This is a genomic window from Lentzea miocenica, assembly GCF_033949945.1.
GTDB classification, from domain to species: Bacteria; Actinomycetota; Actinomycetes; order Mycobacteriales; family Pseudonocardiaceae; genus Lentzea; species Lentzea miocenica.
Genome location: NZ_JAXAVW010000027.1, coordinates 39,311 through 60,314 on the forward strand (window position 1 = coordinate 39,311; position 21,004 = coordinate 60,314).

Here is a 21,004-nt window from a genome sequence, read left to right on the forward strand (position 1 = left end):
GGGGCCCGCACCCCCAGAGCGGGCCCCAGCCCGTCACTCGGCCTCGGCCTGCGCCGGCGGCTGGTAGCGGGTGAAGCCTCCGTGGCGGACGCCGGGGAAGCTCCGCACCCGCTCCCAGTCCGTCGTGTCGGAGCCGACACCGCGCAACGGCGTGCGGGTCACCGCGTCCTCGTGGTCCTCGGCGCTGACCCACTCCGCGTAGTTGACGACCTGTTTGCCGTCCTCCCGGATGTGGAAGGCGGCGGAGACCCCGCCGGGGTGTGGGTTCGGCTCGCTCGCCAGCGCGACGAACACCGAGTCGACCCACCCTCGTGCGGTGGCTTCGTCGTCGGTGTCGACCGTGACCAGCACGACGCAGCCGACCTTCTTGTCACTGTTCGGGCCGCCGGAGCGGTACAGCTTGAAGCCGTCGAGTTCCTTGCGGTCGCGGACGAACGAGGGCAGCTCAGGAAGAGTCATGCCCCTGATCCTGTGAGCTCGACCTAGCTGGAGGTCAAGCTCATTCGAAGGAACAGCCCGGATTCGGTTCGTCGCGGGACAACGGCGCGCCGGGAGGGTTCACGTACAACACCTCCAGCACCATCGGCGAAGTGCCGAGGTTGCGCCCGATGTGCACGTGGTTCGGCTCCTCGACCAGCGCGTCCCCGCGGTGGTGCACGAAAGTCGTGGTGCAGTCGCCGAGAGTCCGCGTCAGCACGCCCTTCTTCACGAACGCGTAGAGCGTGCCGTCGTGGTTGTGCCACCCGGTCGAGCCGCCGGGGTCGATCACGATCTCCCGCAGCGTGTAGTCGCGCCCGCCCGCCGACCACTGGGCGAGGATCGTGCCGGTCACCCCGCGCGAGGGCGTCGCTGATGCCACGCCGGAGAACAACAGCAAAGCGGCCACCACAGCCGAAACGATGCGCATGGACGTCAACGTAGCCGTCGGTTCGCCAGCACGGGCAGGACCTGGCGGGCTTGTTCCACCGCCGTGAGATCGAGGTCGACGACAGAGACCTCCGGCTGGTCGGAAAGCTGCAGAACCACGTTCCCGAGCGGATCCGCGACGGTCGAGTACCCGATCCCGGTCGGCGCGGTGGAGCCCAGGTCACCGGGATACGCCTGGCCGCACGCCACGACGAACGACGTGCAGTCCAACGCCCGCGCCCGCACCAGCAGCTCCCACTGCTCCTTCTTGCCAGGCCCGGCACCCCACGACGCCCCGACGAGCACCGCTGACGCGCCCTTGTCCGCCAACGCGCGGAACAGCTCGGGGAAGCGGATGTCGTAGCAGGTGGCCACGCCCAGCGTGACGCCGTCGACCTCGAAGGTCACCACGTCCGATCCGGGCGCGACGGTGCGCGACTCCTGGAACCCGAACGCGTCGAACAGGTGGATCTTGTCGTAGCCGACGTGGACGTCCGGCCCGGTGACCAGCAGGGTGTTCGTCACGCGGTCACCGGAAGGCGTGAACATGCCGGCGACGACCACGACGTCGTGGGAGGCGGCGATCTCGTGCACGGCAGAGGCCCACGGCCCGTCCAGAGGTTCCGCGACCGGTCCGAGCGGCACGCCGAAGCGGCACATCGTCGCTTCAGGCAGCAGGACGACCCGCGCGCCGTCGGCCCTGCGCACCGCGTCGCGGACGAGCTCCAGGTTGGACCGGGGGTCGGTCGTGGAGCTGATCTGACTCACGGCGATGCGCATGGGGATCACTGTAGGGTCCGACTCGTGCGTTCCCCACTGCTCCTGCTGCCGGTCGCGGCACTGGTCGTGTTGCTGGCCGTCGCGGGCTGCACCGAGACCGCCACACCCCGCCCGGACGGTGGCACGAACGGCACGTCGATCGTGCTGGCCGACCGCGACGAGCCGACGACGCTGAACCCGCTGCTCGGCTACGGCGCGCAGGGCGTGTCGAAGATCTACGACGGGCTCGTCGAGCACCGCCAGGACGGGTCGCTCAAGCCGCAGCTCGCCGCCGACCTGCCGGAACCGGCCGCGGACGGACTGAGCTGGACGGTGAAGCTGCGCGGCGACGTGAAGTTCACCGACGGCAGCACGTTCGGCGCGGAGGACGTGGTCGCCACCTACACGGCGGCGTTGCAGAACTCGATCAAGGACAGGTTCAGCACGCTCAAGGGCGTCGAGCAGGTAGACCCGTCCACGGTCCGTTTCACCCTCACGCAGACGCAGGCCGCGTTCCCGCACCTGCTCGTCCTCGGCGTTCTGCCCAGCGAGCAGGCGAACGCGAACGGCCAGCCCGTCGGCACCGGCCCGTACAAGGTCACCGAGTGGAAGAAGGGCGACCGGCTGCTGCTGGACGCCAACGACAGCTACTTCGACGGCGCGCCCAAGGTCAAGAAGCTGACCGTCGTCTTCGTCACCGACGACAACCAGCGCGCCAGCCGCATGCAGGCCGGCGAGTTCGACGGCACGGTGCTGCCGCCCAAGATCGCGACCCAGTTCGCCGGCAGGTCCGGCCTGCTCGTGCAGTACCACCGCAGCGCCGACTACCGGGCCGTGCGGCTGCCCGCGGCGAACCCGGTCACCGGCAACGCCGCCATCCGCCTCGGGCTGAACTTCGCCGCGAACCGCCAGGGCATGATCGACACCCTGCTGGAGGGCAAGGGCACCATCGCGTACACGCCGGTGCCGGACGCGCTGGCCGAGGAGTTCGACCCGACCGCGAAGTACCGCTTCGACAAGAACGAGGCTGCCCGCCGGCTCGACGCCGGTGGCTGGGTGCCCGGTGCGGACGGCATCAGGGTCCGCGAGGGCGTGCCTGCCCGGTTCACGCTGATGTACCCGCTCGGTGACGACCTGCGGGCCGACCTGGCCACGGCGTTCGCGGCCGACGCCAAGGCCGTGGGCGTCGACGTGCAGCTCGCCGGCCTCTCGTGGGAGGCGATCCGCCCGCGGATGGCCCAGGACGCGCTGCTCTACGGCGAGGGCTCGCCGTTCGATCCCGACCTGATGCTCTACGACCTGCGCGGCCAGGGCAGCCCGGCGGCCGACGCGGCGCTGGAGAACGGCCGCAAGCTCATCGACCCGGCGCAACGGGCCGTGGCGTACAAGCTCTTCCAGCAGGCGTTCATCGCGGCGCCGTCGATGGTCCCGCTGGTCTTCCCCGAACACGCGTACGTGCTGCGCGACTCGTGGAACGGCTATCAGGCCGTGGTCGACCCGAACTCCTACGGCGCGCTCGCCTGGGGGCCGTGGTGGAACCTCGACAAGTGGGAGCCCAAGTAGTCGTCAGGCCGTCCTGGCGTTGATGTCGCGGACGGCCTGCGCGGGGTCGTCCGCCCAGAAGTCGACCCGCGCCACCCGCTGCACCCCGGTCTTGCCCAGATCGACCAGCTGCGGCTCGCGGAACGGCACGGACACGTTCGTCTTGGTCAGCGACTGGATCACGAGCGCGTCGCCGATCACCTCGACGCTGCGCTGCCCCTTGTGACCGCGCTCGGCGACCTGGGCGGCACCGAGGTCGGTGGTCGGGATGCGCCAGTCGAAGAACCCCAGCTGCCGCAACCGCAGCTCGTCGTCGGACACCGTGTGCGGCTGCTTGTGCAGGATGTAGATCGCGCCGACGCACACGACCGTGTTCAGCACACCGAGCACTATCAGCGTGATGAGCAGCCACGGGATGTCCAGGGCGAACGCCACCAGCGCGACACCGATCACCGTGATGATCAGGAATCGCCAGTACCGCGGCCGCATGCGCTTGCCGTAGGGGATCTCCACCATGCGGACGAGCCTATTTCCGCAGTGCGCGCACCATCTCGTCGGGGCTGTCGGTCCAGAACTCGATCTTCGTCACCTCGTGCGCGCCGCGCCTGCCCAGGTCGATCTCCTGCGGCTCGTTGAGGTTGACGAGAACGTTGGTGGAGTTGGATATCTCCAGCACGAGCGTGTCGTCCACAACGGACCGCGTCCTGTTCGTCGACCGGCTGGTCATGCCGTGCGTCGCGGTTTCGATGGCCGCCAACGGAATCCGGTACTCGAACTCACGGGCGTACCTCAGCCACAGGTACTCGTCGTCGATCTCGTGTTTGAACTTGTAGAGCATCCACAGTTGCCATGCGAGCAGTGCGGCACTAAGTGCGCCGAACGCCAACAACACCGCGCGCAGCCAAAACCACGGCACGAGCAATTCGACCAGCACGATCTCCGCAGGTGTGAGGACGAGGAAAACCCACAAGAACGGACGGACTTGAGCGCTGTACCCGAACGAGCGATCCCCCATGTACTCGATGGTGGCACAGTTGGGCTGGTGAGCGATCTGATCTTCTTGGACAGCGCCGGTTCGTCGATCCCGGCTCCTGGTGTCGTGGACGAGGTGATCGGCCATCTCAGGCGGGAGACCGAGATCGGTGGCTATCGCGCCGCCGCTGAACGCCGCGATGACCTGGAGGCGGGCTACGGCGTCCTCGCTGACCTGTTCGGGTGTCGCCCGACCGAGGTCGCTTTCACGGACAGTGCGACTCGATCATGGTTGGCCGCCTTCGACGCGGTGCCGCTCTCGGCCGGGGACCGAATTCTTGTCACAGAGGTCGAATACGGTGGCAATGCGATCCCGGTTCTGCGTCGTGCGGCGGAGACCGGGGCGAGCGTCGAGGTCATCCCTTCCGACGTCCACGGACAGGTCGACGTCGACGCTCTGAACCTTGACAACAGAGTCAAGCTGATCTCGCTCGTGCACGTGCCGACGAACGGCGGCCTGATCAACCCGGTGAACGACATCACGGCGGCGGCTCGTGAGGTCGGTGCGCTGGTGTTGCTCGACGCCTGCCAGTCGACCGGACAGCTCGATCTGCGTGGCATCGACTACGACATGTTGGCGTGTACAGGTCGTAAGTGGCTGCGCGGACCGCGCGGTACCGGTGCGCTGGTGGTGCGTGACGAAGTGAGGGACCGGCTGCGCCCACGGCTGGTGGACCTGCACAGCGGCGTGTGGACCGGGCCGATGGAGTACCGGCTGCGCGACGACGCTCGGGTGTTCGAGCTGTGGGAGTGCGGCGTCGCCGACCGGCTCGGCCTGATCGCGGCGGCTCGCTACGCGCTGGACAAGGGCCTGGACGTGATCGAGGCCGAGGTCGCGGACCGTGCCAAGCGTTTGCGGGAGGGGCTGAGGGCCACTCCCGGCATCACGGTGCGGGACCTCGGCGAACGTCAGTCGGGCATCGTCACGTTCACGTCCGGCCGGGTGCCTGCGATGGAGCTCAAGGACCGGCTGTGGGCCGAGAAGGTCGCGGTCACGGTGTCGCAGGCCGGGTCGACGCTGATCGACATGACGAGGCGGGGCCTGGACGAAGTAGTGCGGGCATCCCCGCACTACTTCGTCACTCCTGAGGAGATCGATCAGGCGTTGGAGCGGATCGTCAGCAGCTCACGTTGATGACTCGCTTGACGCAGTCCGAGTAGCTGACGAACAGGTCGACGGCGCGGTCGTTGCGCGACGTCTGCGCCGCGATGACCGTGTCGCGCGGGTAGAAGCCGTTGAGGCCGCCGCTGCTCGGGTACATCTCGAAGGTGTACGACCAGATCTTGTGCTGGCCCCACATCCAGTCGTCGATGCTGCCGTCGGTGATGTACAGGTCGCTCGCCTGCTCCGGCGTGTAGCCGTTGGTGGCGGCCATCTGCTGGCCGAGCGTGCGGAACGCGCGTTCCTCGGTCGCGTCCAGGCCCGGTGCGGTGTTCGCGGTGGTGTAGCCGAACGGCCACAGCACGAGCTCCGAGAACGAGTGGAAGTCGATGTTCGTCTTGATCTGCTGGACGCCACCGACGACACGGGAGTTCACGAAGTTCTTGATGACGTTGGTCTCCGGAGCGGAGAACGCCGCCGTGCCGCGGTAGGTGTCCGACGTGGTGCTGCCGCTGGAACCGCCGCAGCAGCCCCACTTGTAGCCCCAGTTGCGGTTCAGGTCGGTGCCGTTGCCCTGGCGGTTCTTGCGCCAGCCGCGGAACGAACCGGTGGCGATGTCGTACTCCACGCCGTCCGGGTTGACCATCGGGATGAACCAGACCTCGCGGCTGTCCACCAGGTTCTTGATCGCCGGGGTGGCGTAGTTGTCGGTGTAGCGCTTGATGATCTGCAGGCACTGCTCGACCGTCAGGTGCTCACGGGCGTGCTGGTTGCAGGTGAAGATCACCTCGGGTTCGCTCTCGTCGGTCGCGACGTTGTCGCTGACCTTGAGCGCCCAGATGTCCCGGTTCTGGAAGCTCTTGCCGATGCTGCGCAGGCTCGCCAGGGTCGGGTGGTCGCGGACCGTCTGCTGCAGCTCCGCGGTCATCTCCGCGAAGTTGTGGTAGCCGGTGTACCCGGACGGGAAGTCCTGCGTGCCGATCTGGCCAGGCTGCGGGTCCTTGAACTCGACCTTGCCGAGGCTCTTGAGCTGCTGCTCGAAGTCGCCGACGTACTTGATCGGCAGACCGGTCGCCTGCAGGGCCTGGTACTGGGACTTGTCGGCGACGACCGAGATCGTGGTGAGCTTGGTCGCGCCGAGCACGTCGACGCCGAGCTGCGCGATCTGGGTGCGTTCGGCGGACGTGTTCGCGGTGACTTCCAGCAGATAGCGGCCGGAGTCGGCGTTGCTGGGTGCCGCCATGCCCGCGACCAGCACGGGCAGACAGATGGCGAGCACTGCGGCGATCTTGCCGCGGCTCTTGCTGAACATCGTTCCTCCATCATCAGCAGGGGTTTGCGACGGAGTGGTGCTCGACCGAGCGTGGCCGTGGTGTCACGGGCTGAGATAGCGCCGTTAGCGGGCTGACCGTTGACAGATTTCCGCAGGAACTACCCTGTAAGACATGCTCAGCCGCATCGACCTGCGAGGTCGCACCACGACTCCCGCTCAGTTGCGCGCCATCGTGCCGCGCGCCGAGATGGACGTGGACGCTGTGCTGCATCATGTGCGCCCGATCGTGGACGCGGTCGCCGAGCGCGGTGTCGATGCCGTTCTGGAGTACACGGAGAAGTTCGACGGCGTTCGTCCTGCTTCTGTCCGTGTGCCCGCTTCGGAGATCTCGTCTGCTTTGTCCTCGTTGGACCCGGCCGTGCGCGAGGCGTTGGAAGAGGTGATCGCGCGCACCCGGCGCGTGCACGCCGACCAACGCCGCACTGATACGACGACGCAGGTCGTGCCCGGCGGCACCGTGACCGAGAAGTGGGTGCCGGTCGGTCGCGTCGGTCTCTACGCGCCTGGCGGCCTCGCCGTGTACCCGTCGACGGTCGTGATGAACGTCGTGCCCGCGCAGATCGCCGGCGTCGAGTCGCTGGTGGTGTGCTCGCCGCCGCAGGCCGAGTTCGGCGGCCTGCCGCACCCGACGATCCTCGCCGCCGCCGCACTGCTCGGGGTCGAGGAGGTGTGGGCCGCCGGTGGCGCCCAGGCCCTGGCCCTGATGGCGCACGGCGGGGTGGACACGGACGGTGCCGCACTGGCGCCGGTCGACATCATCACCGGTCCGGGCAACATCTACGTGACTGCGGCCAAGCGGTTGCTGCGCGGGCTGATCGGCATCGACTCCGAGGCGGGGCCGACCGAGATCGCGATCCTGGCCGACTCGACGGCCGACCCGGTGCACGTGGCCGCCGACCTGATCTCCCAGGCGGAGCACGACCCGCTCGCCGCCTCGGTGCTGGTGACGACCTCCGTGGAGCTGGCGGACGCGGTGGACGCCGAGCTGGAGCGCCAGATCTCCGCGACCAAGCACATCGAGCGGATCCGCACGGCGCTGGCAGGCAAGCAGTCGGGCATCGTGCTGGTGTCCTCTGTGGACGAAGGGGTCCGGGTCGTCGACGCCTACGCGGCCGAGCACCTGGAGATCCAGACCGCCGACGCGCGTGCGGTGGCCGCACGGATCCGGTCCGCCGGTGCGATCTTCGTCGGTGCGCACTCGCCGGTCTCCCTGGGCGACTACTGCGCCGGCTCGAACCACGTGCTGCCCACCGGTGGCTGCGCGCGGCACTCGTCGGGGCTGTCCGTGCAGACGTTCCTGCGCGGTATCCACGTGATCGACTACTCCGAGGAAGCCCTGCGCGAGGTCGCGGACAAGGTCGTCGCGCTGGCCAACGCGGAGGACCTGCCCGCGCACGGGCAGGCCGTCACAGCGAGGTTCCCCCGATGAAGCCTGTCGTCGGCGCACGGGTGGAACTTTCCGACCTGCCCCTGCGTGAGGACCTGCGCGGCCGCACACCCTATGGCGCGCCGCAGCTCGACGTCCCATATCGCCTGAACACCAACGAGAACCCGTACGCGCCGACGGATGCGCTGGCCGCGGACGTCGTGGCCGCCGTCGCGGAGATCGCGGGCGAGCTGCACCGGTATCCGGACCGTGACGCGGTGGCGTTGCGCGAGGACCTGGCGGCTTACCTGGCATTGGTGACTTCGGTGCCGCTGACGTCGGAGAACGTCTGGGCCGCCAACGGGTCCAACGAGATCCTCCAGCAGATCCTGCAGGCGTTCGGTGGTCCTGGGCGGGTGGCGCTGGGCTTCGAACCGTCGTACTCGATGCACCCGATCATCGCCGCCGGCACGCGGACCGAGTGGTCGCCGACTCCTCGGCGGCCGGACTTCTCGCTGGACGTGGAGAAGGCCGCGGAGATCATTTCGGAGACACGCCCGGACGTGGTGTTCGTGACGTCGCCGAACAACCCGACCGGGCAGTCGATCCCGCTGGACGACCTGCGGCTGCTGATCGCGTCCTCGACGGGCATGATCGTGGTCGACGAGGCGTACGCGGAGTTCTCCCCGCAGGAGAGCGCGATCAAGCTGCTCGACGAGTACGGGTCGCGGCTGATCGTCTCGCGCACGATGTCGAAGGCGTTCGCTTTCGCGGGCGGGCGGCTGGGCTATCTCGCCGCCGCCCCGGCCGTGGTCGACGCACTGCAGCTGGTGCGCCTGCCGTACCACCTGTCGGCGCTGACGCAGGCGGCCGCGCGGGCCTCGTTGCGGCACGCCGAGGAGACGCTGGGTTCCGTGGCGCTGCTCGCCGCGGAACGTGATCGAGTGGTTGCCGAGCTGACGGCCATGGGTTTTCAGGTCGTGCCCTCGGACGCGAACTTCGTGCTGTTCGGCTGGTTCGAGAACGCACGCGAGACATGGAAGTCCTATTTGGACCACGGCGTGCTCATCCGGGACGTCGGAATCGCGGGTCACCTGCGGGTGACCATCGGAACGCCCGAGGAGAACGACGCATTCCTCGCGGCCAGCAAGGAGGTCAGCCGGTGAGTCGTGTGGGCAAGGTGGAGCGCACCACCAAGGAGTCGTCGGTCTACGTGGAGATCGACCTGGACGGCACCGGCCAGGTCGAGATCAGCACCGGCGTGCCGTTCTACGACCACATGCTCACCGCGTTCGGCGTGCACGGCTGCTTCGACCTGATCGTCCGCGCTACCGGTGACACGCACATCGACGCCCACCACTCGGTCGAGGACATCGCGATCGTGCTGGGCCAGGCGCTGCGGGAAGCGTTGGGGGACAAGAAGGGCATCCGCCGTTTCGGCGACTGCTGGATCCCGATGGACGAGACCCTCGCGCACGCCTCCGTCGACGTCTCGGGCCGCCCGTACACCGTGCACCGCGGCGAGCCGGAGCAGTTCAACTCGTTCGTGATCGGCGGCAACTACCCGTTCGTGCTGAACCGCCACGTGTTCGAGTCGCTGGCCTTCCACGCCCAGATCGCACTGCACGTGCGCGTCGAGTACGGCCGCGACCCGCACCACATCGCGGAGGCCGAGTACAAGGCGATCGCCCGCGCCCTGCGCGCGGCCGTGGAGCCCGACCCGCGCGTCGGCGGCATCCCGTCGACCAAGGGCGTCCTCTGATGCCGAAGGAAGTCGTCGTCATCGGCCTGCTGGCGCTCGCGGGCTTTCTGGGCGGCGGCGTCTACGCCACCTGGAAGACCGCCAAGTTCCTGGCGGTCGTCCTGCTGGTGCTGACCGTCGTGGCGGTCGGCGGCGCGGTGCTCTGGCTCATCTAGTTTCTGCGGGCGAGGACCCAGTGGAACGTCGCTGGGTCCGGCTCGTGCATGGTCACCAGGTCGTCGACGACGATCTCCAGGTGCCGCGCGAGGAGTTCGCGGTTCTCGGCGGGTGTGTTGCTGCCGAAGAACATCTCCACGCCGAGCCAGTTCTCGGTGACGTCCGGCGTGCCGGTGCCGAGCGAGGCCAGGAACAGGCCGCCGGGCTTGAGCCACCGTGCGATCTGGGCGACGAGCGCGGGCTGTTCGTCGCGGGGGACGTGCAGGATCGAGTAGAACGCCGCGATGCCGTCGAACTCGGCGTCCGGGAGGTCCAGCGCGGTCATGTCGGCCTTCTCGAACCGCGCGCCGGGCACGTTGACGCGGGCCAGGTCGATCTGCTGCTGTGACAGGTCGATGCCGAGCACGTCGTGGCGTTCGGCGAGCTTCCGCGTGCTCGGGACGCCGGCGCCGCAGCCGAGTTCGAGGACCTTGGCCCCGTCGTCGAGCCTTCGGTCGAACTCCGTCAGGTAGTGGGCGCGCGGGTCGTCGGCGATCTGAGCGGACCAGGCCAGGTAGCGCTCCGCCATGGCGTCGTAACCCGCCTCGACCGTGCGCTTCACGTCGTGGCCAGATATCGGGCCGGGACGTGCTGTGCGAGCCACACGCCGTTGGCGCTGAGCCGGAACTCGTGCCCGTCCGCGTGCATCGCCCTGGCGTCCACGGTGAGGATCAACGGCCGTCCGCGCCGGGCCCCGACGCGGCGTGCGGTCTCGCGGTCGGGCGAGAGATGCACGTCGTGGCGTGACATGGGGCGCAGGCCGTCGCGCATGATGTCGTCGAGGTACTGCGCGACGGTGCCGTGGAACAGCTGGTCCGGCGGGATCGCGGTCGGCAGGCCCAGATCCACCTCGACGCTGTGGCCCTGGTTCGCGCGGATGCGGTCGCCGTCGATCGTGAAGCGCTTCTTGTCGTTCTGTTCCACGACTTCGCGCATGTCGGCCGCGGAGATGCCGAGCGCGTTCAGGAGGTCGGCCACCGGCACCCAGCCCGAAGGGTCGAGGGTGAGGCCGACGCGCTCGGGCTGGTGCCGGAGCGCCTTGGACATCCGCTTCGAGAGGCGGATCATTCGTTGTTCTTCCATTTCGCACCCAGGAAACCACAGCGCGTCCACCGGTTTTGCGGTTTCATGGGCCGGATGTGGCGTGAGCGGCGGGTTCCTGGCGAGACCGAGATCTTCGTGGCCTGGCAGGAAGGCGCTGGGGACGGGACGCTGCTCGCGATCCACGGCGGCCCCGACTGGGACCACAGCTATCTCCGCGACCCGCTCGACCGGTTGGACTGCCGGCTGCTGCTGCCGGACCTGCGCGGATGTGGCCGGTCGGGGCGAGTGCCGGAGTACCACCCGGACGGCGTGGTGGAAGACCTGGTGCGGGTGCTGGACGCGTTCGAGGTCGAACGTGCGGACGTCCTCGGTCACTCCTACGGCGGCATGGTCGCGCAGCGGTTCGCGATCACTCATCCGTCGCGCGTGCGCAGCCTGATCGTGTCGGGCAGCAGCGTGTTGCCGGTGCCGCCGGAGGCCTTCGAGGGATGGGCGGAGCGGGACGAGGTCCTGGCGGGCCAGGAGGATCCGTGGCAGCGCGAGGACCTGACGCCGGAGCAGTGCGTGCGGGCCGACGCGTTCGCGGCCGTGGAGGCCAACGTCCGGCGTGCCGCGCGGATGCCGGCCTACCTGAAGCGGCTGGGACAGGTGAGGTTCGGCGCGGAGTGGGTGCGTCAGCTCCAGGCAGGCGGCCTGGTCTCACCGCGGCTTCCCGATGCCGCGCAACGGATCGCCGACCTCGACGTTCCTGTGCTCCTGCTGCACGGCCGGCAGGACATGACGTTCCCGGTCGGCCTGGTCGAGTCCACACTCGAACTGATCCCGCGGGCAAGCGCCGTCGTGTTCGAGAACGCGGGCCACATGCTGCACGTCGACGAGCCCGACGGGTACCTGGGCGCGGTGCGGGAGTTCCTAGATCGTGCCGCCTTCGAGGACGGGCTTGAGCCGGGGAGCGCCCGGCCCGTGTGACGCCTGCTCGTCGTCGATGTTCTGCAGCGCGCAGCTGCGCAGCGACAGGCACCCGCACCCGATGCACCCGGTCAGACGGTCGCGCAGCCGGTACAGCGCGTCGATGCGGGCGTCGAGTTCGGTCTTCCACGAGCGGGAGAGGCGTTCCCAGTCGGATTTCGTGGGTGTGCGGTTGTCCGGCAGCTGGGCCAGGGCGTCGCGGACGTCCTCCAGGGTGAGGCCCACGCGTTGGGCGGTGCGGATGAAGGCCAGCCGGCGCAGCACCGTGCGGTGGTAGCGCCGCTGGTTTCCCGCGGTGCGGACGGAGGCGATCAGGCCGCGGTCCTCGTAGAAGCGCAGCGCGGTGTGGGGGACGCCGCTGCGTTCGGCGACCTGGCCGATGGTCAGCATTTCCGGCAACTTGCTCACCAGATCATGATAACCGCTTGACCTCCAGCATGGTCGAGGTTGAACAGTTGGTGCCATGCAACGGATACCAGAGCTCTTCGCGAGGATGGCCGGGGACGAGAAGCACGAGTGGGCGGCGGCTTCCACGATCGACGTGCTCTGGGTTCTCTACGACCAGATCCTCAACGTCACCCCGGCCACCGTCGACGACCCCGATCGCGACCGGTTCCTGCTGTCCAAGGGGCACGGGCCGATGGCCTACTACGCGGTGCTGGCGGAGAAGGGGTTCATCGACGAGTCCATTTTGGACGAGTGGACCTCGTGGGACAGCCCGCTCGGCCAGCACCCCGACCGGGTGCTCGTTCCCGGCGTCGAGATCAGCAGCGGCTCGCTCGGCCACGGCCTGCCGATCGCGGTGGGGACCGCGATCGGGCAGCGGGTGCACAAGAGCCGCGGGCGGACGTTCGTGCTGGTCGGCGACGGTGAGCTGGACGAGGGCAGCAACCACGAGGCGATCGCGGTGGCGGCGCGGCTGAACGTCGCGAACCTCACCGCGATCGTGATCGACAACCGGTCCGCGATGTACGGCTGGCCCGGTGGCATCGCGCGCCGCTTCGCCGTCGAGGGCTGGCAGGCCACCGAGATCGACGGCCGTGACCACGAGGCTGTCTTCGCCGCGCTGACCGCGCCGCACGACCGCCCGTACGCGGTGGTCGCCAAGATCGAGAGGAGCTACTGATGACCACGATGCGCCAGGCCTTCGTCAAGACGGTCAACGACGAGATCTCACACGACCCGCGGATCGCCGTGGTGACCGCGGTGATCTCCAGCAACGAGTTCCCGCAGGAGAACGAACGCGTCGTGGACGTCGGAATCCGCGAGCAGACCATGGTCGGCGTGGCGGGCGGTCTGGCGTTGGCGGGGTTGCGGCCGGTCGTGCACAGCTACGCGCCGTTCCTCGTCGAACGGCCGTACGAGCAGATCAAGCTCGACATCGGTCATCAGGACGTGGGCGCGGTGTTCGTGAGCATCGGCGCTTCCTATGACGACCCGGCGTGGGGGCGCACGCACCAGTCACCGGGCGACGTCGCGTTGTTCGACACGCTGCCCGGCTGGACCGTTCACGTGCCTGGACACGCGGATGAGGTCACGCCTCTGCTGCGGCAGGCGTTGAAGGACGACAACCGGGTCTACGTCAGGCTTTCGCTGCACGAGAACACGCAGGCGTATCCGGTGGGTGAAGGCTTCACCGCGCTGCGTCACGGAAAACGCGGTGTGGTGCTCGCCGTCGGGCCGATGCTCGACCGCGTGCTCAAGGCGGTCGACTCGGAGAACGCCGACGTCACCGTGCTGTACACGGCCACCGTTCGACCGTTCGACTCGGACGGACTGCGCAAGGCGGTGCAGGAGACGGACCACGCCGACGTCATGGTGGTGGAGCCGTATCTCGAAGGAACTTCATCTCATCTAGTTTCCGATTCACTGCAACTGATTCCGCACCGCGTGCGTTGTATAGGCGTCAAACGACACGCAGAACTCCGCAACTACGGCACGGCCGAGGATCACGACGCCGCGCACGATCTCGACGTGGTGGGGCTGGGGAGTGCTGTGCGAAGTTTCTTCAGGGGGTGAAGAGACATGTTCGCAGTCATGGGGGATGACTGGACCGGCGCGCCTTCTCGCGCCGTCTGATCCGGAGCCGGCACGGACGGTGCTGAGCGGACGCGCGCCCGCCCGAGGTCGCTGGCGCCCGTTCCGCACGGCACGTCCGTGCCCGGCCCGGATCCGCACACGTCCGAGTCCTGGTCTGGTGTGGACGGAGACGACCGCTCGGGGGCGGTCGGCGCACCGGCCCGGCCCCGGAACAAGACCTTCTTGGCATGTCGGTCCAGGCCCGTGCGACCGAAGAGGAATGATGTTGCACGTGAGAATGCTGATCTGGACCCCGTTGAACGCCGCCGAGCTGCAGAAGGCCATGCACAGCGGCAACATCGGTCCCGCGGCGCTCGTCCCGGTGCAGTCCGGCACGGTGCTGCTGCCTCCGCCGGCCACCAGGCTCAACGAGGCCGCCTACATGACGAACCGGGTGCGCAAGCTGGCGGGCGGCGCCGCGCTGGCCGCGTGGAACGACGACGCGGCCCTGCTCTACCTCTTCACCACCGCCCTCGGCCGCGCCAGCATGTGGGGCTCGCGCGAGGCGGTGCTGAGGTTGTCGGCTGCGGCGAAGCAGTCCCGCGGGGCTGGGAAGCTCTTCGACCGGTCGACCGCGGGCCTGATCAACATGCGCGAGAAGGAGAAGTGGCAGCTCGACGCCATCGACAAGCTCACCGCGATGTACCCGCCGGCCAGCCGCAAGGGTGCGCTCGAACGCATCCGCGACTTCGAGAACGGCGCCGGCGCGATCCCCGAGTTCTTCCGCGCCGCGGGACTGGAGGAGGTCGCGCGGGTCGCCGAGCTCACCGAGCAGGGCCGGGCGGACTTCGTGCTCCAGACGCTGGAACCACCGCGTGCGCAGCTGTGGCCGCTCGCGGCGGTCTTCCCGTTGATCGTGCTGACGGCGTTGGTGACGGTTCTGCTGCACATCCCGATGGTCGTGTACTACCTCATCGCCGGTGTGCTGGTGGCGCTGATGGCCGGAGTGATAGTCATGCTGCGGCGCCGGCTCGTGCGCAGGAAGCCGATCAACGCCGTGCTGCCGGTCATCCCGGTGACGCAGGGTGCCGCCCCGACCGACTAGCCTGGTCGGCGTGGCACGTGTCGTCGTACTTGACTATGGCTCCGGCAACCTGCGCTCCGCCGAGCGCGCGCTTCAGCGGGTCGGCGCCCATGTCGAGGTGACGTCGGACGCCAGGGCCGCGCGCGACGCGGACGGTCTGGTCGTGCCCGGCGTCGGTGCGTACGCGGCGTGCATGGAGGGCCTGAACTCGGTGCGCGGCGCCCGGATCATCGGTGAGCGCCTCGCCGGTGGCCGTCCGGTGCTGGGCATCTGCGTGGGCATGCAGATCCTGTTCGAGCGCGGCATCGAGCACGGCGTGCTGACCGAGGGCTGCGGCGAGTGGCCCGGCACCGTCGAACGGCTCGAGGCACCGATCGTGCCGCACATGGGCTGGAACACCGTGCGCGCGCCCGAGGACTCGAAGCTGTTCGCGGGCTTGGACAAGGACACCCGGTTCTACTTCGTGCACTCGTACGGCGTGCGCCGGTGGGAGCTGGAGCCGGCCGAGCACATCAAGCCGCCGCTGGTGACGTGGGCGGACCACGCGGGCGACGAGTTCGTCGCGGCCGTCGAGAACGGGCCGCTGTGGGCGACCCAGTTCCACCCGGAGAAGTCCGGTGATGCCGGCGCGCAGCTGCTGCGGAACTGGTTGACTAGCTTGTCGTGATCACACGACTGCTGACGGTAGCCGCGCTCGCGGCTGCCTGCGTTGCCGTGCCCAGGGGCGCGCACGCCGCACCGGCACCGTTCCACGACAACTTCGACGGCGCTGTGCACACGCCGCAGACGCTGGGACTCAACGACAACCTCAAGCACCGCCAGGGCACCGGAGCTGTCACGTACAGCCAGGTGGCGGGCGGGTCCGTGCACGTCAACGACCCGCGGCGGCCCGGCGCGCTGTCGATGCGCGGCGGTACGACGGCGGTGCGCCTCGACGCGCCCTCCACCGGTTCGGCGATCTCGGCGAAGCTCACGCCGGCGGCGGACGGGTGGTCGTCGATCGTGCTCGGCCGTTCGGCGAACAGCACCGGCCACCCGTCCAATGAGGACGTGGATCTCGGTTTCCTGTTGCGCGCCAACGGGGGAATCGAGGTGTCGCAGCCGGGCCGGCCGGTGGTCACCTCGTCCGTCCAGCCACGCGGTTCGTACGAGGTGACGCTGAAGCTCTCCGGCGCCGCGCTCGACCTCACCGTCAACGGCGAGCACCGGAACATCACGCTCGGCACCGCGGTCCCGACCGGCAGGTTGTGGGTCTACCTCGGCTCCGGCAGCCCTGCGACCGCGAGCCTCGTCGACGACCTGCGAATCGAGGCGCTCAACTCCGACGACCTGCGCAAGCGGCCGGGTTCGACCCTGCGCCACTACGGCTACCTCGGTGCCCGCCAGTCCGACGTGCGCGGTCACAGCAACCTCAACCTGATCGACGTCGGCGACCGCCCGGAGGCGACCGCAGGGCAGCAGTTCGGTGGCGTCGACGGTTTCGTGGTCCGGACCGCCGCCGGCGCGAGCCTGGTCAAGAAGTTCTTCCCCGGCAAGAAGGTGCTGCTCGTCGTGGCGGGCGCCGCGATCGACGACACGTTCCAGGCGCCGCCTGAGGCCGACTGGGTCGGTTTTCAGGAGCCCTGCGCCGGCTACGAGCAGCTCGAAACCAGGATGGCCAAGCTGGCGGAACGCGTTCCCGACAAGGAGCTCTTCCTCATGCCGGAGGGTTCCCCTCAGGCGCCGTGCGCTGACCTGACGGACGCTGACCTCGCGGGCACTCAGTACATGTACCTCGCGTTGGTGCAGCAGTACCCGCGGTACGTCGGTTTCCTGGTCACGCCTGTTCCCGCGCAGTTCGTGCGCACCGCGGACGCCCAGGAGCGCGTGGCCGCCCTCGTGCTGGGGGACGCTAGGCTGGCCGGGTGACGTTCACACTCCTCCCCGCTGTTGACGTGGCCGACGGTCGTGCCGTCCGGCTCGTGCAGGGCGAAGCCGGTACCGAGACGAACTACGGCGAACCGCTGGACGCGGCTTTGCAGTGGCAGCGCGACGGAGCGGAGTGGATCCATCTCGTCGACCTCGACGCGGCGTTCGGGCGCGGCTCCAACCGCGAGCTGCTGGCCGCCGTCATCGGCGAGCTGGACGTGAAGGTGGAGCTGTCCGGCGGCATCCGCGACGACGCGTCGCTGGAGGCCGCGCTGGCCACCGGCTGCGCGCGCGTCAACCTCGGCACGGCCGCGCTCGAAGACCCGGAGTGGTGCGCGAAGGCCATCGCCGCGTACGGCGAGAAGATCGCCGTGGGCCTGGACGTCCGCATCACCGAGCAGGGTCACCGGGTCAAGGGCCGCGGCTGGACGTCGGACGGCGGCGACCTCTGGGAGGTCCTCGACCGGCTCGACCGCGACGGCTGCGCCCGCTACGTCGTGACGGACGTGTCCAAGGACGGCACGCTGACGGGCCCGAACCTGGACCTGCTCGCCGAGGTCTGCGCCCGCACCGACGCCCCGGTCGTCGCGTCCGGTGGCGTGTCCACTGTGGATGATCTGGTGGCGCTGTCGAAGCTGGCGCGCGACGGGGTGGAAGGCACGATCATCGGCAAGGCCCTGTACGCCGGTGCCTTCACGCTCCCGGAAGCGCTTGCTGCGGTCCGTTGACGACGACCTCGATGTGAGCGGCCGCGGCCGCGTGCGTGACACCGGTGGTGTGCAGCACGTCGGCCGCGGTCCCTTCTTCGGCGAGCAGCACGCCGAGCAGGATGTGCTCGGTGCCGATGAACATGTGGCCCATCCGGAGCGCCTCGCGGACGGCCAGTTCGAGCGCCTTCTTGCAGTGCGTCGTGTACGGCTGCTTCTCCGGCCGCTGCACGGGCACCTTCTCCAGCCGGTTCAGCACGGCGATGCGGGTGCTGCCGTCGCCGGACTCGAGCTTCGCGATGGTCTTGGCCGCGAGCCCGCCCGAGTCGTCCAGCAGGCCCAGCAACAGGTGCTCGGTGCCGATCCGCTCGCTGAACCGCGCGTGGTGCCTCGCCAGCGCGATGACCCGGCGGGAGCGCTGGGTGTAGCGGTCCATCGAGGGCTTGCCGAGGTCCGGTGACTCCTTGGGGACGAACCGCTTCTGCGCGGCCTGCTTGGTGACGCCGAGGCTCTCGCCGATCTCGGCCCAGCTCGCGCCGCCGCGGCGTGCCTCGTCGACGAAGTGGCCGATCAGGTGGTCGCCGAGCTCGTTCAGCTGACTGCTCATCTCGACGGCTTTCGCGAGGCGCACGAGGGCGTCGTCGGCTTCCTGGGCGACCGTGACGATGAGGTCGGTCAACTGGATCACGCGTCAACTCTAGGTTGACGCCGAACGTACCGTCAACCTCGGGTTGACGCTCTCGCGTCGAGAGCTCAGCTCGGCAGCGTGATCTCGATGCCGACCGTGCCCGTGCGGCCCCGCCGCAGCTTGCTGCCGGTCATCGTCAGCCATCCCATGAAGCCGTACTTCTTCACGATGCGCGTGCGGACGTCGTCGCTGGCGTCGTCGTCCAGCAGCCGGGCGCGCGCCTTGATCGACTCACCCTGGGGGTTGCCGCGGAGGTCGCACGGCCCGATTTCGACGTCTCCACTGCGCCTGATCCGCTTGACCTTGCCGGTCTCCTTGGCGCTCCAGGCGTAGATCACGCCGTCGGACGGCCCCGGAGCGACCCAGACCGGCGTGGGCACCGGGGTGCCGTCCTTGCGGAAGGTCGTCAGCAGCAGGTACTGGCCTTGGCCCAACTCGGTGATCATGGCGCCGCAGCGTAGTCCTCAGGCCGCCCTTGTAGGCTTTCGCGCATGTCAGTCGCGGTCCGTGTCATCCCCTGTCTCGACGTCGACCGGGGCCGGGTGGTGAAGGGCGTCAACTTCACCAACCTCGTCGACGCGGGCGACCCGGTCGAGCTGGCCAGGGTGTACGACGCCGAGGGCGCCGACGAGCTGACGTTCCTCGACGTGACGGCCAGCAGCGGCGACCGCGAGACGACGTTCGACGTGGTGCGCCGCACCGCCGAGCAGGTGTTCATCCCCCTCACGGTCGGCGGCGGCGTGCGCAGTCCCGAGGACGTGAACAAGCTGCTCCGCGCGGGTGCGGACAAGGTCAGCCTCAACACCGCGGCGATCGCGCGGCCGGAGCTGCTCAAGGAGTGCTCGGAGCGGTACGGGGCGCAGTGCATCGTGCTGTCGGTCGACGCGCGGCGCGTGCCCGGCGGCACCGGGTTCGAGGTCACCACGCACGGCGGGCGCAACGGCACCGGCATCGACGCCGTCGAGTGGGCCGCCCGCGGCCAGGAGCTGGGTGTCGGCGAGATCCTGCTGAACTCCATGGACGCCGACGGCACCAAGGCCGGGTTCGACCTCGAACTGATCGAGCTGGTCCGGCGCGAGGTCGACGTTCCGCTGATCGCCAGCGGTGGCGCGGGCGCGATCGACCACTTCCCGCCGGCGGTCGCCGCGGGCGCCGACGCCGTGCTGGCCGCCAGCGTCTTCCACTTCGGACAGCTCCGCATCGGCGAGGTCAAGGACGGCCTCCGCCAGGCCGGCGTCGTAGTGCGATGAATCCGGGTGCACTGAAGCCGGTCGAGGTGCGGGTGGCCTCGGCGGTCGCGTTCGGCGGCGCGCTGGTGTTCTTCGTCGTCGGCCTGATCCTGTGGCGCTCGACCGGCGACGCGGACGTGCTGAAGCTGCCGTCGTTCGTCGCGCTCTTCGAACTGCTCGTCGCGGCGTCGCTGTTGTTGCGGCTGCGGTTCATGCACTACCCGGCGATGGTGGTGTTCATCCTCGTCGCCCTGCTGCATCTCGTGATCGTGCTGGCCGACGGACCGGCGTGGGCCCGCGTCGCGTCCGGCGTGCTGTCCGCAGTGCACATCTACGGCGTGGTCCTGCTCAACACCGGACCCGCTCGTGAACACCTGGGAGGACCCCGTTGAGCACCCCGCTCGATCCCGCCGTCTCCGCGCGGCTCAAGCGCACCCCGGACGGCCTGGTCTGCGCGGTCGCCCAGCAGCGCGACACCCGTGAAGTGCTGATGGTGGCGTGGATGGACGACGAGGCGCTGCACCGCACCCTCACCACCCGCCGCGCGACCTACTACTCGCGCAGCCGCCAGCAGCTGTGGGTGAAGGGCGAGACCTCCGGGCACACCCAGTACGTGCACGAGGTGCGGCTCGACTGCGACGGCGACACGTTGCTGCTGATCGTCGACCAGGTCGGCGCCGCCTGCCACACGGGCGACCGCACGTGCTTCGACGCGACCGTGCTGCTCGCCGGGGAGTGACGGTCAGTCCAGGTCGCCCGTCAGGTAGCGCTGCAGGTTCGGCGCCACCGTCCTGACCAGCGTGTCGACGTCGATCGACGCCAGCGGTTCGAAGTGGACGACGTACCGGACGATGCCGAGTCCGACCATCTGGGTCGCGCACAGCGTGGCCCGCAGCTCGCGTTGCTCCGCGCCGATCTCCGTGAGCACCTTGCTGAAGATCGCGTTGATGAGGAACGACCTCAGCGCGTTCGCCACCGCCTCCTGACTGGTGACGCTGCGGATCAGGGCGGCGAAGGTGCCGCCGCCGGTCGCGTCCCAGACGGTGATGAAGGTGCGGATGATGCGTTCGCCCGCCTGCTCGACCGGGCCGTCCATCAGGCGTTTGAGGATCTCGGCCGGGTCGAACGGGAGCTGCAGCACGGACTGGGCGAACAGGCCTTCCTTGCCGCCGAACCAGTGGTTGACCATGGCCGCGTCGACGCCGGCCCTGGCGGCGATCGCGCGGACCGTGGCGCCGTCGTAGCCCTTTTCCACGAACACCTCGCGGGCGGCGGCGACGAGGGCGGCCCTGGTGTCCTCTCCCGCGGCGCGGCGGCCTCGGCGTTTCTGGTTCACTTGCTCCACACGGGTCATAGTTC

Annotated in this window: 28 protein-coding genes; 16 read left to right on the forward strand and 12 right to left on the reverse strand. The window is 69.1% G+C overall.

Annotated elements, in window-relative coordinates; all coding sequences use genetic code 11:
* Nucleotides 1–33 precede the first annotated feature (33 nt).
* Genes SK803_RS29840 through SK803_RS29850 form a run of 3 tightly spaced genes read right to left on the reverse strand, consistent with a single transcriptional unit; the run spans nucleotide 34 to nucleotide 1,686 of the window.
* Nucleotides 34–459 carry an antibiotic biosynthesis monooxygenase gene (locus SK803_RS29840; protein ID WP_319969463.1) on the reverse strand — a complete coding sequence of 142 codons (426 nt, stop codon included), beginning with the start codon at nucleotides 457–459 and terminating at the stop codon, nucleotides 34–36.
* 40 nt (nucleotides 460–499) lie between these two features.
* Nucleotides 500–907: a cupin domain-containing protein gene (locus SK803_RS29845; protein WP_319969464.1), complete on the reverse strand. Its 408-nt coding sequence runs from the start codon at nucleotides 905–907 to the stop codon at nucleotides 500–502.
* 5 nt (nucleotides 908–912) lie between these two features.
* Complete coding sequence (locus SK803_RS29850) at nucleotides 913–1,686, reverse strand: carbon-nitrogen hydrolase family protein (protein ID WP_319969465.1); 774 nt, start codon at nucleotides 1,684–1,686, stop codon at nucleotides 913–915.
* Between the two features lie 24 nt (nucleotides 1,687–1,710).
* On the opposite strand from SK803_RS29850, the gene SK803_RS29855 reads away from it, so the two are divergent.
* Nucleotides 1,711–3,228: an ABC transporter substrate-binding protein gene (locus SK803_RS29855; RefSeq protein WP_319969466.1), complete on the forward strand. Its 1,518-nt coding sequence runs from the start codon at nucleotides 1,711–1,713 to the stop codon at nucleotides 3,226–3,228.
* 3 nt (nucleotides 3,229–3,231) lie between these two features.
* On the opposite strand, the gene SK803_RS29860 is transcribed toward SK803_RS29855, so the two are convergent.
* Nucleotides 3,232–3,723, reverse strand: coding sequence for a hypothetical protein (locus SK803_RS29860; RefSeq protein WP_319969467.1), 492 nt, complete (start codon nucleotides 3,721–3,723; stop codon nucleotides 3,232–3,234).
* Between the two features lie 10 nt (nucleotides 3,724–3,733).
* Nucleotides 3,734–4,222, reverse strand: coding sequence for a hypothetical protein (locus SK803_RS29865; RefSeq protein ID WP_319969468.1), 489 nt, complete (start codon nucleotides 4,220–4,222; stop codon nucleotides 3,734–3,736).
* A gap of 27 nt (nucleotides 4,223–4,249) precedes the next feature.
* On the opposite strand from SK803_RS29865, the gene SK803_RS29870 reads away from it, so the two are divergent.
* A complete protein-coding gene (locus tag SK803_RS29870; RefSeq protein ID WP_319969469.1) occupies nucleotides 4,250–5,374 on the forward strand; it encodes an aminotransferase class V-fold PLP-dependent enzyme in 1,125 nt (374 codons plus the stop codon).
* Here the strand turns inward: SK803_RS29870 and SK803_RS29875 are convergent.
* Complete coding sequence (locus SK803_RS29875) at nucleotides 5,358–6,653, reverse strand: M14 family metallopeptidase (protein WP_406601598.1); 1,296 nt, start codon at nucleotides 6,651–6,653, stop codon at nucleotides 5,358–5,360. The genes SK803_RS29870 and SK803_RS29875 overlap by 17 nt on opposite strands.
* A gap of 133 nt (nucleotides 6,654–6,786) precedes the next feature.
* Here SK803_RS29875 and hisD point away from each other — a divergent pair, with 133 nt between their 5' ends.
* Genes hisD through SK803_RS29895 form a run of 4 tightly spaced genes read left to right on the forward strand, consistent with a single transcriptional unit; the run spans nucleotide 6,787 to nucleotide 9,957 of the window.
* Nucleotides 6,787–8,103 (forward strand): histidinol dehydrogenase, encoded by a 1,317-nt coding sequence (hisD, locus tag SK803_RS29880; RefSeq protein WP_319969470.1) that lies wholly within the window; start codon nucleotides 6,787–6,789, stop codon nucleotides 8,101–8,103.
* On the forward strand, nucleotides 8,100–9,206 hold the full coding sequence (locus SK803_RS29885) for a histidinol-phosphate transaminase (protein WP_319969471.1): 1,107 nt from the start codon (nucleotides 8,100–8,102) through the stop codon (nucleotides 9,204–9,206). Before hisD ends, SK803_RS29885 begins: the two co-directional genes overlap by 4 nt.
* Nucleotides 9,203–9,802, forward strand: coding sequence for an imidazoleglycerol-phosphate dehydratase HisB (hisB, locus tag SK803_RS29890; protein ID WP_030471230.1), 600 nt, complete (start codon nucleotides 9,203–9,205; stop codon nucleotides 9,800–9,802). The genes SK803_RS29885 and hisB overlap by 4 nt, the downstream gene beginning before the upstream one ends.
* Nucleotides 9,802–9,957: a hypothetical protein gene (locus SK803_RS29895; RefSeq protein WP_319969472.1), complete on the forward strand. Its 156-nt coding sequence runs from the start codon at nucleotides 9,802–9,804 to the stop codon at nucleotides 9,955–9,957. Before hisB ends, SK803_RS29895 begins: the two co-directional genes overlap by 1 nt.
* On the opposite strand, the gene SK803_RS29900 is transcribed toward SK803_RS29895, so the two are convergent.
* Nucleotides 9,954–10,559, reverse strand: a complete 606-nt coding sequence (locus SK803_RS29900; protein ID WP_319969473.1) for a class I SAM-dependent methyltransferase — start codon at nucleotides 10,557–10,559, stop codon at nucleotides 9,954–9,956. The genes SK803_RS29895 and SK803_RS29900 overlap by 4 nt on opposite strands.
* On the reverse strand, nucleotides 10,556–11,080 hold the full coding sequence (locus SK803_RS29905) for an RNA 2'-phosphotransferase (RefSeq protein WP_319969474.1): 525 nt from the start codon (nucleotides 11,078–11,080) through the stop codon (nucleotides 10,556–10,558). Before SK803_RS29905 ends, SK803_RS29900 begins: the two co-directional genes overlap by 4 nt.
* Before the next feature lie 54 nt (nucleotides 11,081–11,134).
* On the opposite strand from SK803_RS29905, the gene SK803_RS29910 reads away from it, so the two are divergent.
* The gene (locus SK803_RS29910) at nucleotides 11,135–12,010 is read left to right on the forward strand and encodes an alpha/beta fold hydrolase (RefSeq protein WP_319969475.1); all 876 of its coding nucleotides are present in this window, start codon (nucleotides 11,135–11,137) and stop codon (nucleotides 12,008–12,010) included.
* Here SK803_RS29910 and soxR read toward each other — a convergent pair.
* Nucleotides 11,954–12,400 (reverse strand): redox-sensitive transcriptional activator SoxR, encoded by a 447-nt coding sequence (gene soxR, locus SK803_RS29915; RefSeq protein WP_406601604.1) that lies wholly within the window; start codon nucleotides 12,398–12,400, stop codon nucleotides 11,954–11,956. The genes SK803_RS29910 and soxR overlap by 57 nt on opposite strands.
* Before the next feature lie 73 nt (nucleotides 12,401–12,473).
* Here soxR and SK803_RS29920 point away from each other — a divergent pair, with 73 nt between their 5' ends.
* From SK803_RS29920 to priA, 6 genes are all read left to right on the forward strand, one after another.
* On the forward strand, nucleotides 12,474–13,136 hold the full coding sequence (locus SK803_RS29920; protein ID WP_319969477.1) for a thiamine pyrophosphate-dependent enzyme: 663 nt from the start codon (nucleotides 12,474–12,476) through the stop codon (nucleotides 13,134–13,136).
* The gene (locus SK803_RS29925) at nucleotides 13,136–14,029 is read left to right on the forward strand and encodes a transketolase family protein (RefSeq protein WP_319969478.1); all 894 of its coding nucleotides are present in this window, start codon (nucleotides 13,136–13,138) and stop codon (nucleotides 14,027–14,029) included. The genes SK803_RS29920 and SK803_RS29925 overlap by 1 nt, the downstream gene beginning before the upstream one ends.
* Nucleotides 14,030–14,321: 292 nt before the next feature.
* Nucleotides 14,322–15,134, forward strand: coding sequence for a hypothetical protein (locus SK803_RS29930; RefSeq protein WP_319969479.1), 813 nt, complete (start codon nucleotides 14,322–14,324; stop codon nucleotides 15,132–15,134).
* A gap of 10 nt (nucleotides 15,135–15,144) precedes the next feature.
* Complete coding sequence (gene hisH / locus SK803_RS29935; protein WP_319969481.1) at nucleotides 15,145–15,780, forward strand: imidazole glycerol phosphate synthase subunit HisH; 636 nt, start codon at nucleotides 15,145–15,147, stop codon at nucleotides 15,778–15,780.
* On the forward strand, nucleotides 15,777–17,021 hold the full coding sequence (locus SK803_RS29940; protein WP_319969482.1) for a hypothetical protein: 1,245 nt from the start codon (nucleotides 15,777–15,779) through the stop codon (nucleotides 17,019–17,021). Before hisH ends, SK803_RS29940 begins: the two co-directional genes overlap by 4 nt.
* The gene (gene priA, locus SK803_RS29945) at nucleotides 17,018–17,749 is read left to right on the forward strand and encodes a bifunctional 1-(5-phosphoribosyl)-5-((5-phosphoribosylamino)methylideneamino)imidazole-4-carboxamide isomerase/phosphoribosylanthranilate isomerase PriA (RefSeq protein WP_319969483.1); all 732 of its coding nucleotides are present in this window, start codon (nucleotides 17,018–17,020) and stop codon (nucleotides 17,747–17,749) included. The genes SK803_RS29940 and priA overlap by 4 nt, the downstream gene beginning before the upstream one ends.
* Here the strand turns inward: priA and SK803_RS29950 are convergent.
* Nucleotides 17,715–18,416: a Clp protease N-terminal domain-containing protein gene (locus SK803_RS29950; RefSeq protein ID WP_319969484.1), complete on the reverse strand. Its 702-nt coding sequence runs from the start codon at nucleotides 18,414–18,416 to the stop codon at nucleotides 17,715–17,717. The genes priA and SK803_RS29950 overlap by 35 nt on opposite strands.
* Before the next feature lie 65 nt (nucleotides 18,417–18,481).
* Nucleotides 18,482–18,862: a PPOX class F420-dependent oxidoreductase gene (locus tag SK803_RS29955; protein WP_319969485.1), complete on the reverse strand. Its 381-nt coding sequence runs from the start codon at nucleotides 18,860–18,862 to the stop codon at nucleotides 18,482–18,484.
* 45 nt (nucleotides 18,863–18,907) lie between these two features.
* Between SK803_RS29955 and hisF the strand changes: the two genes are divergently transcribed.
* The 3 genes from hisF to hisI are packed head-to-tail and all read left to right on the forward strand — an operon-like array spanning nucleotide 18,908 to nucleotide 20,384.
* Nucleotides 18,908–19,666 carry an imidazole glycerol phosphate synthase subunit HisF gene (hisF, locus tag SK803_RS29960; protein ID WP_319969486.1) on the forward strand — a complete coding sequence of 253 codons (759 nt, stop codon included), beginning with the start codon at nucleotides 18,908–18,910 and terminating at the stop codon, nucleotides 19,664–19,666.
* Nucleotides 19,663–20,037 carry a hypothetical protein gene (locus SK803_RS29965; RefSeq protein WP_319969487.1) on the forward strand — a complete coding sequence of 125 codons (375 nt, stop codon included), beginning with the start codon at nucleotides 19,663–19,665 and terminating at the stop codon, nucleotides 20,035–20,037. The genes hisF and SK803_RS29965 overlap by 4 nt, the downstream gene beginning before the upstream one ends.
* Nucleotides 20,034–20,384, forward strand: coding sequence for a phosphoribosyl-AMP cyclohydrolase (hisI, locus tag SK803_RS29970; protein WP_319969488.1), 351 nt, complete (start codon nucleotides 20,034–20,036; stop codon nucleotides 20,382–20,384). The genes SK803_RS29965 and hisI overlap by 4 nt, the downstream gene beginning before the upstream one ends.
* Nucleotides 20,385–20,387: 3 nt before the next feature.
* Here hisI and SK803_RS29975 read toward each other — a convergent pair whose 3' ends face one another.
* A complete protein-coding gene (locus tag SK803_RS29975; RefSeq protein ID WP_319969489.1) occupies nucleotides 20,388–20,999 on the reverse strand; it encodes a TetR/AcrR family transcriptional regulator in 612 nt (203 codons plus the stop codon).
* Nucleotides 21,000–21,004 lie beyond the last annotated feature (5 nt).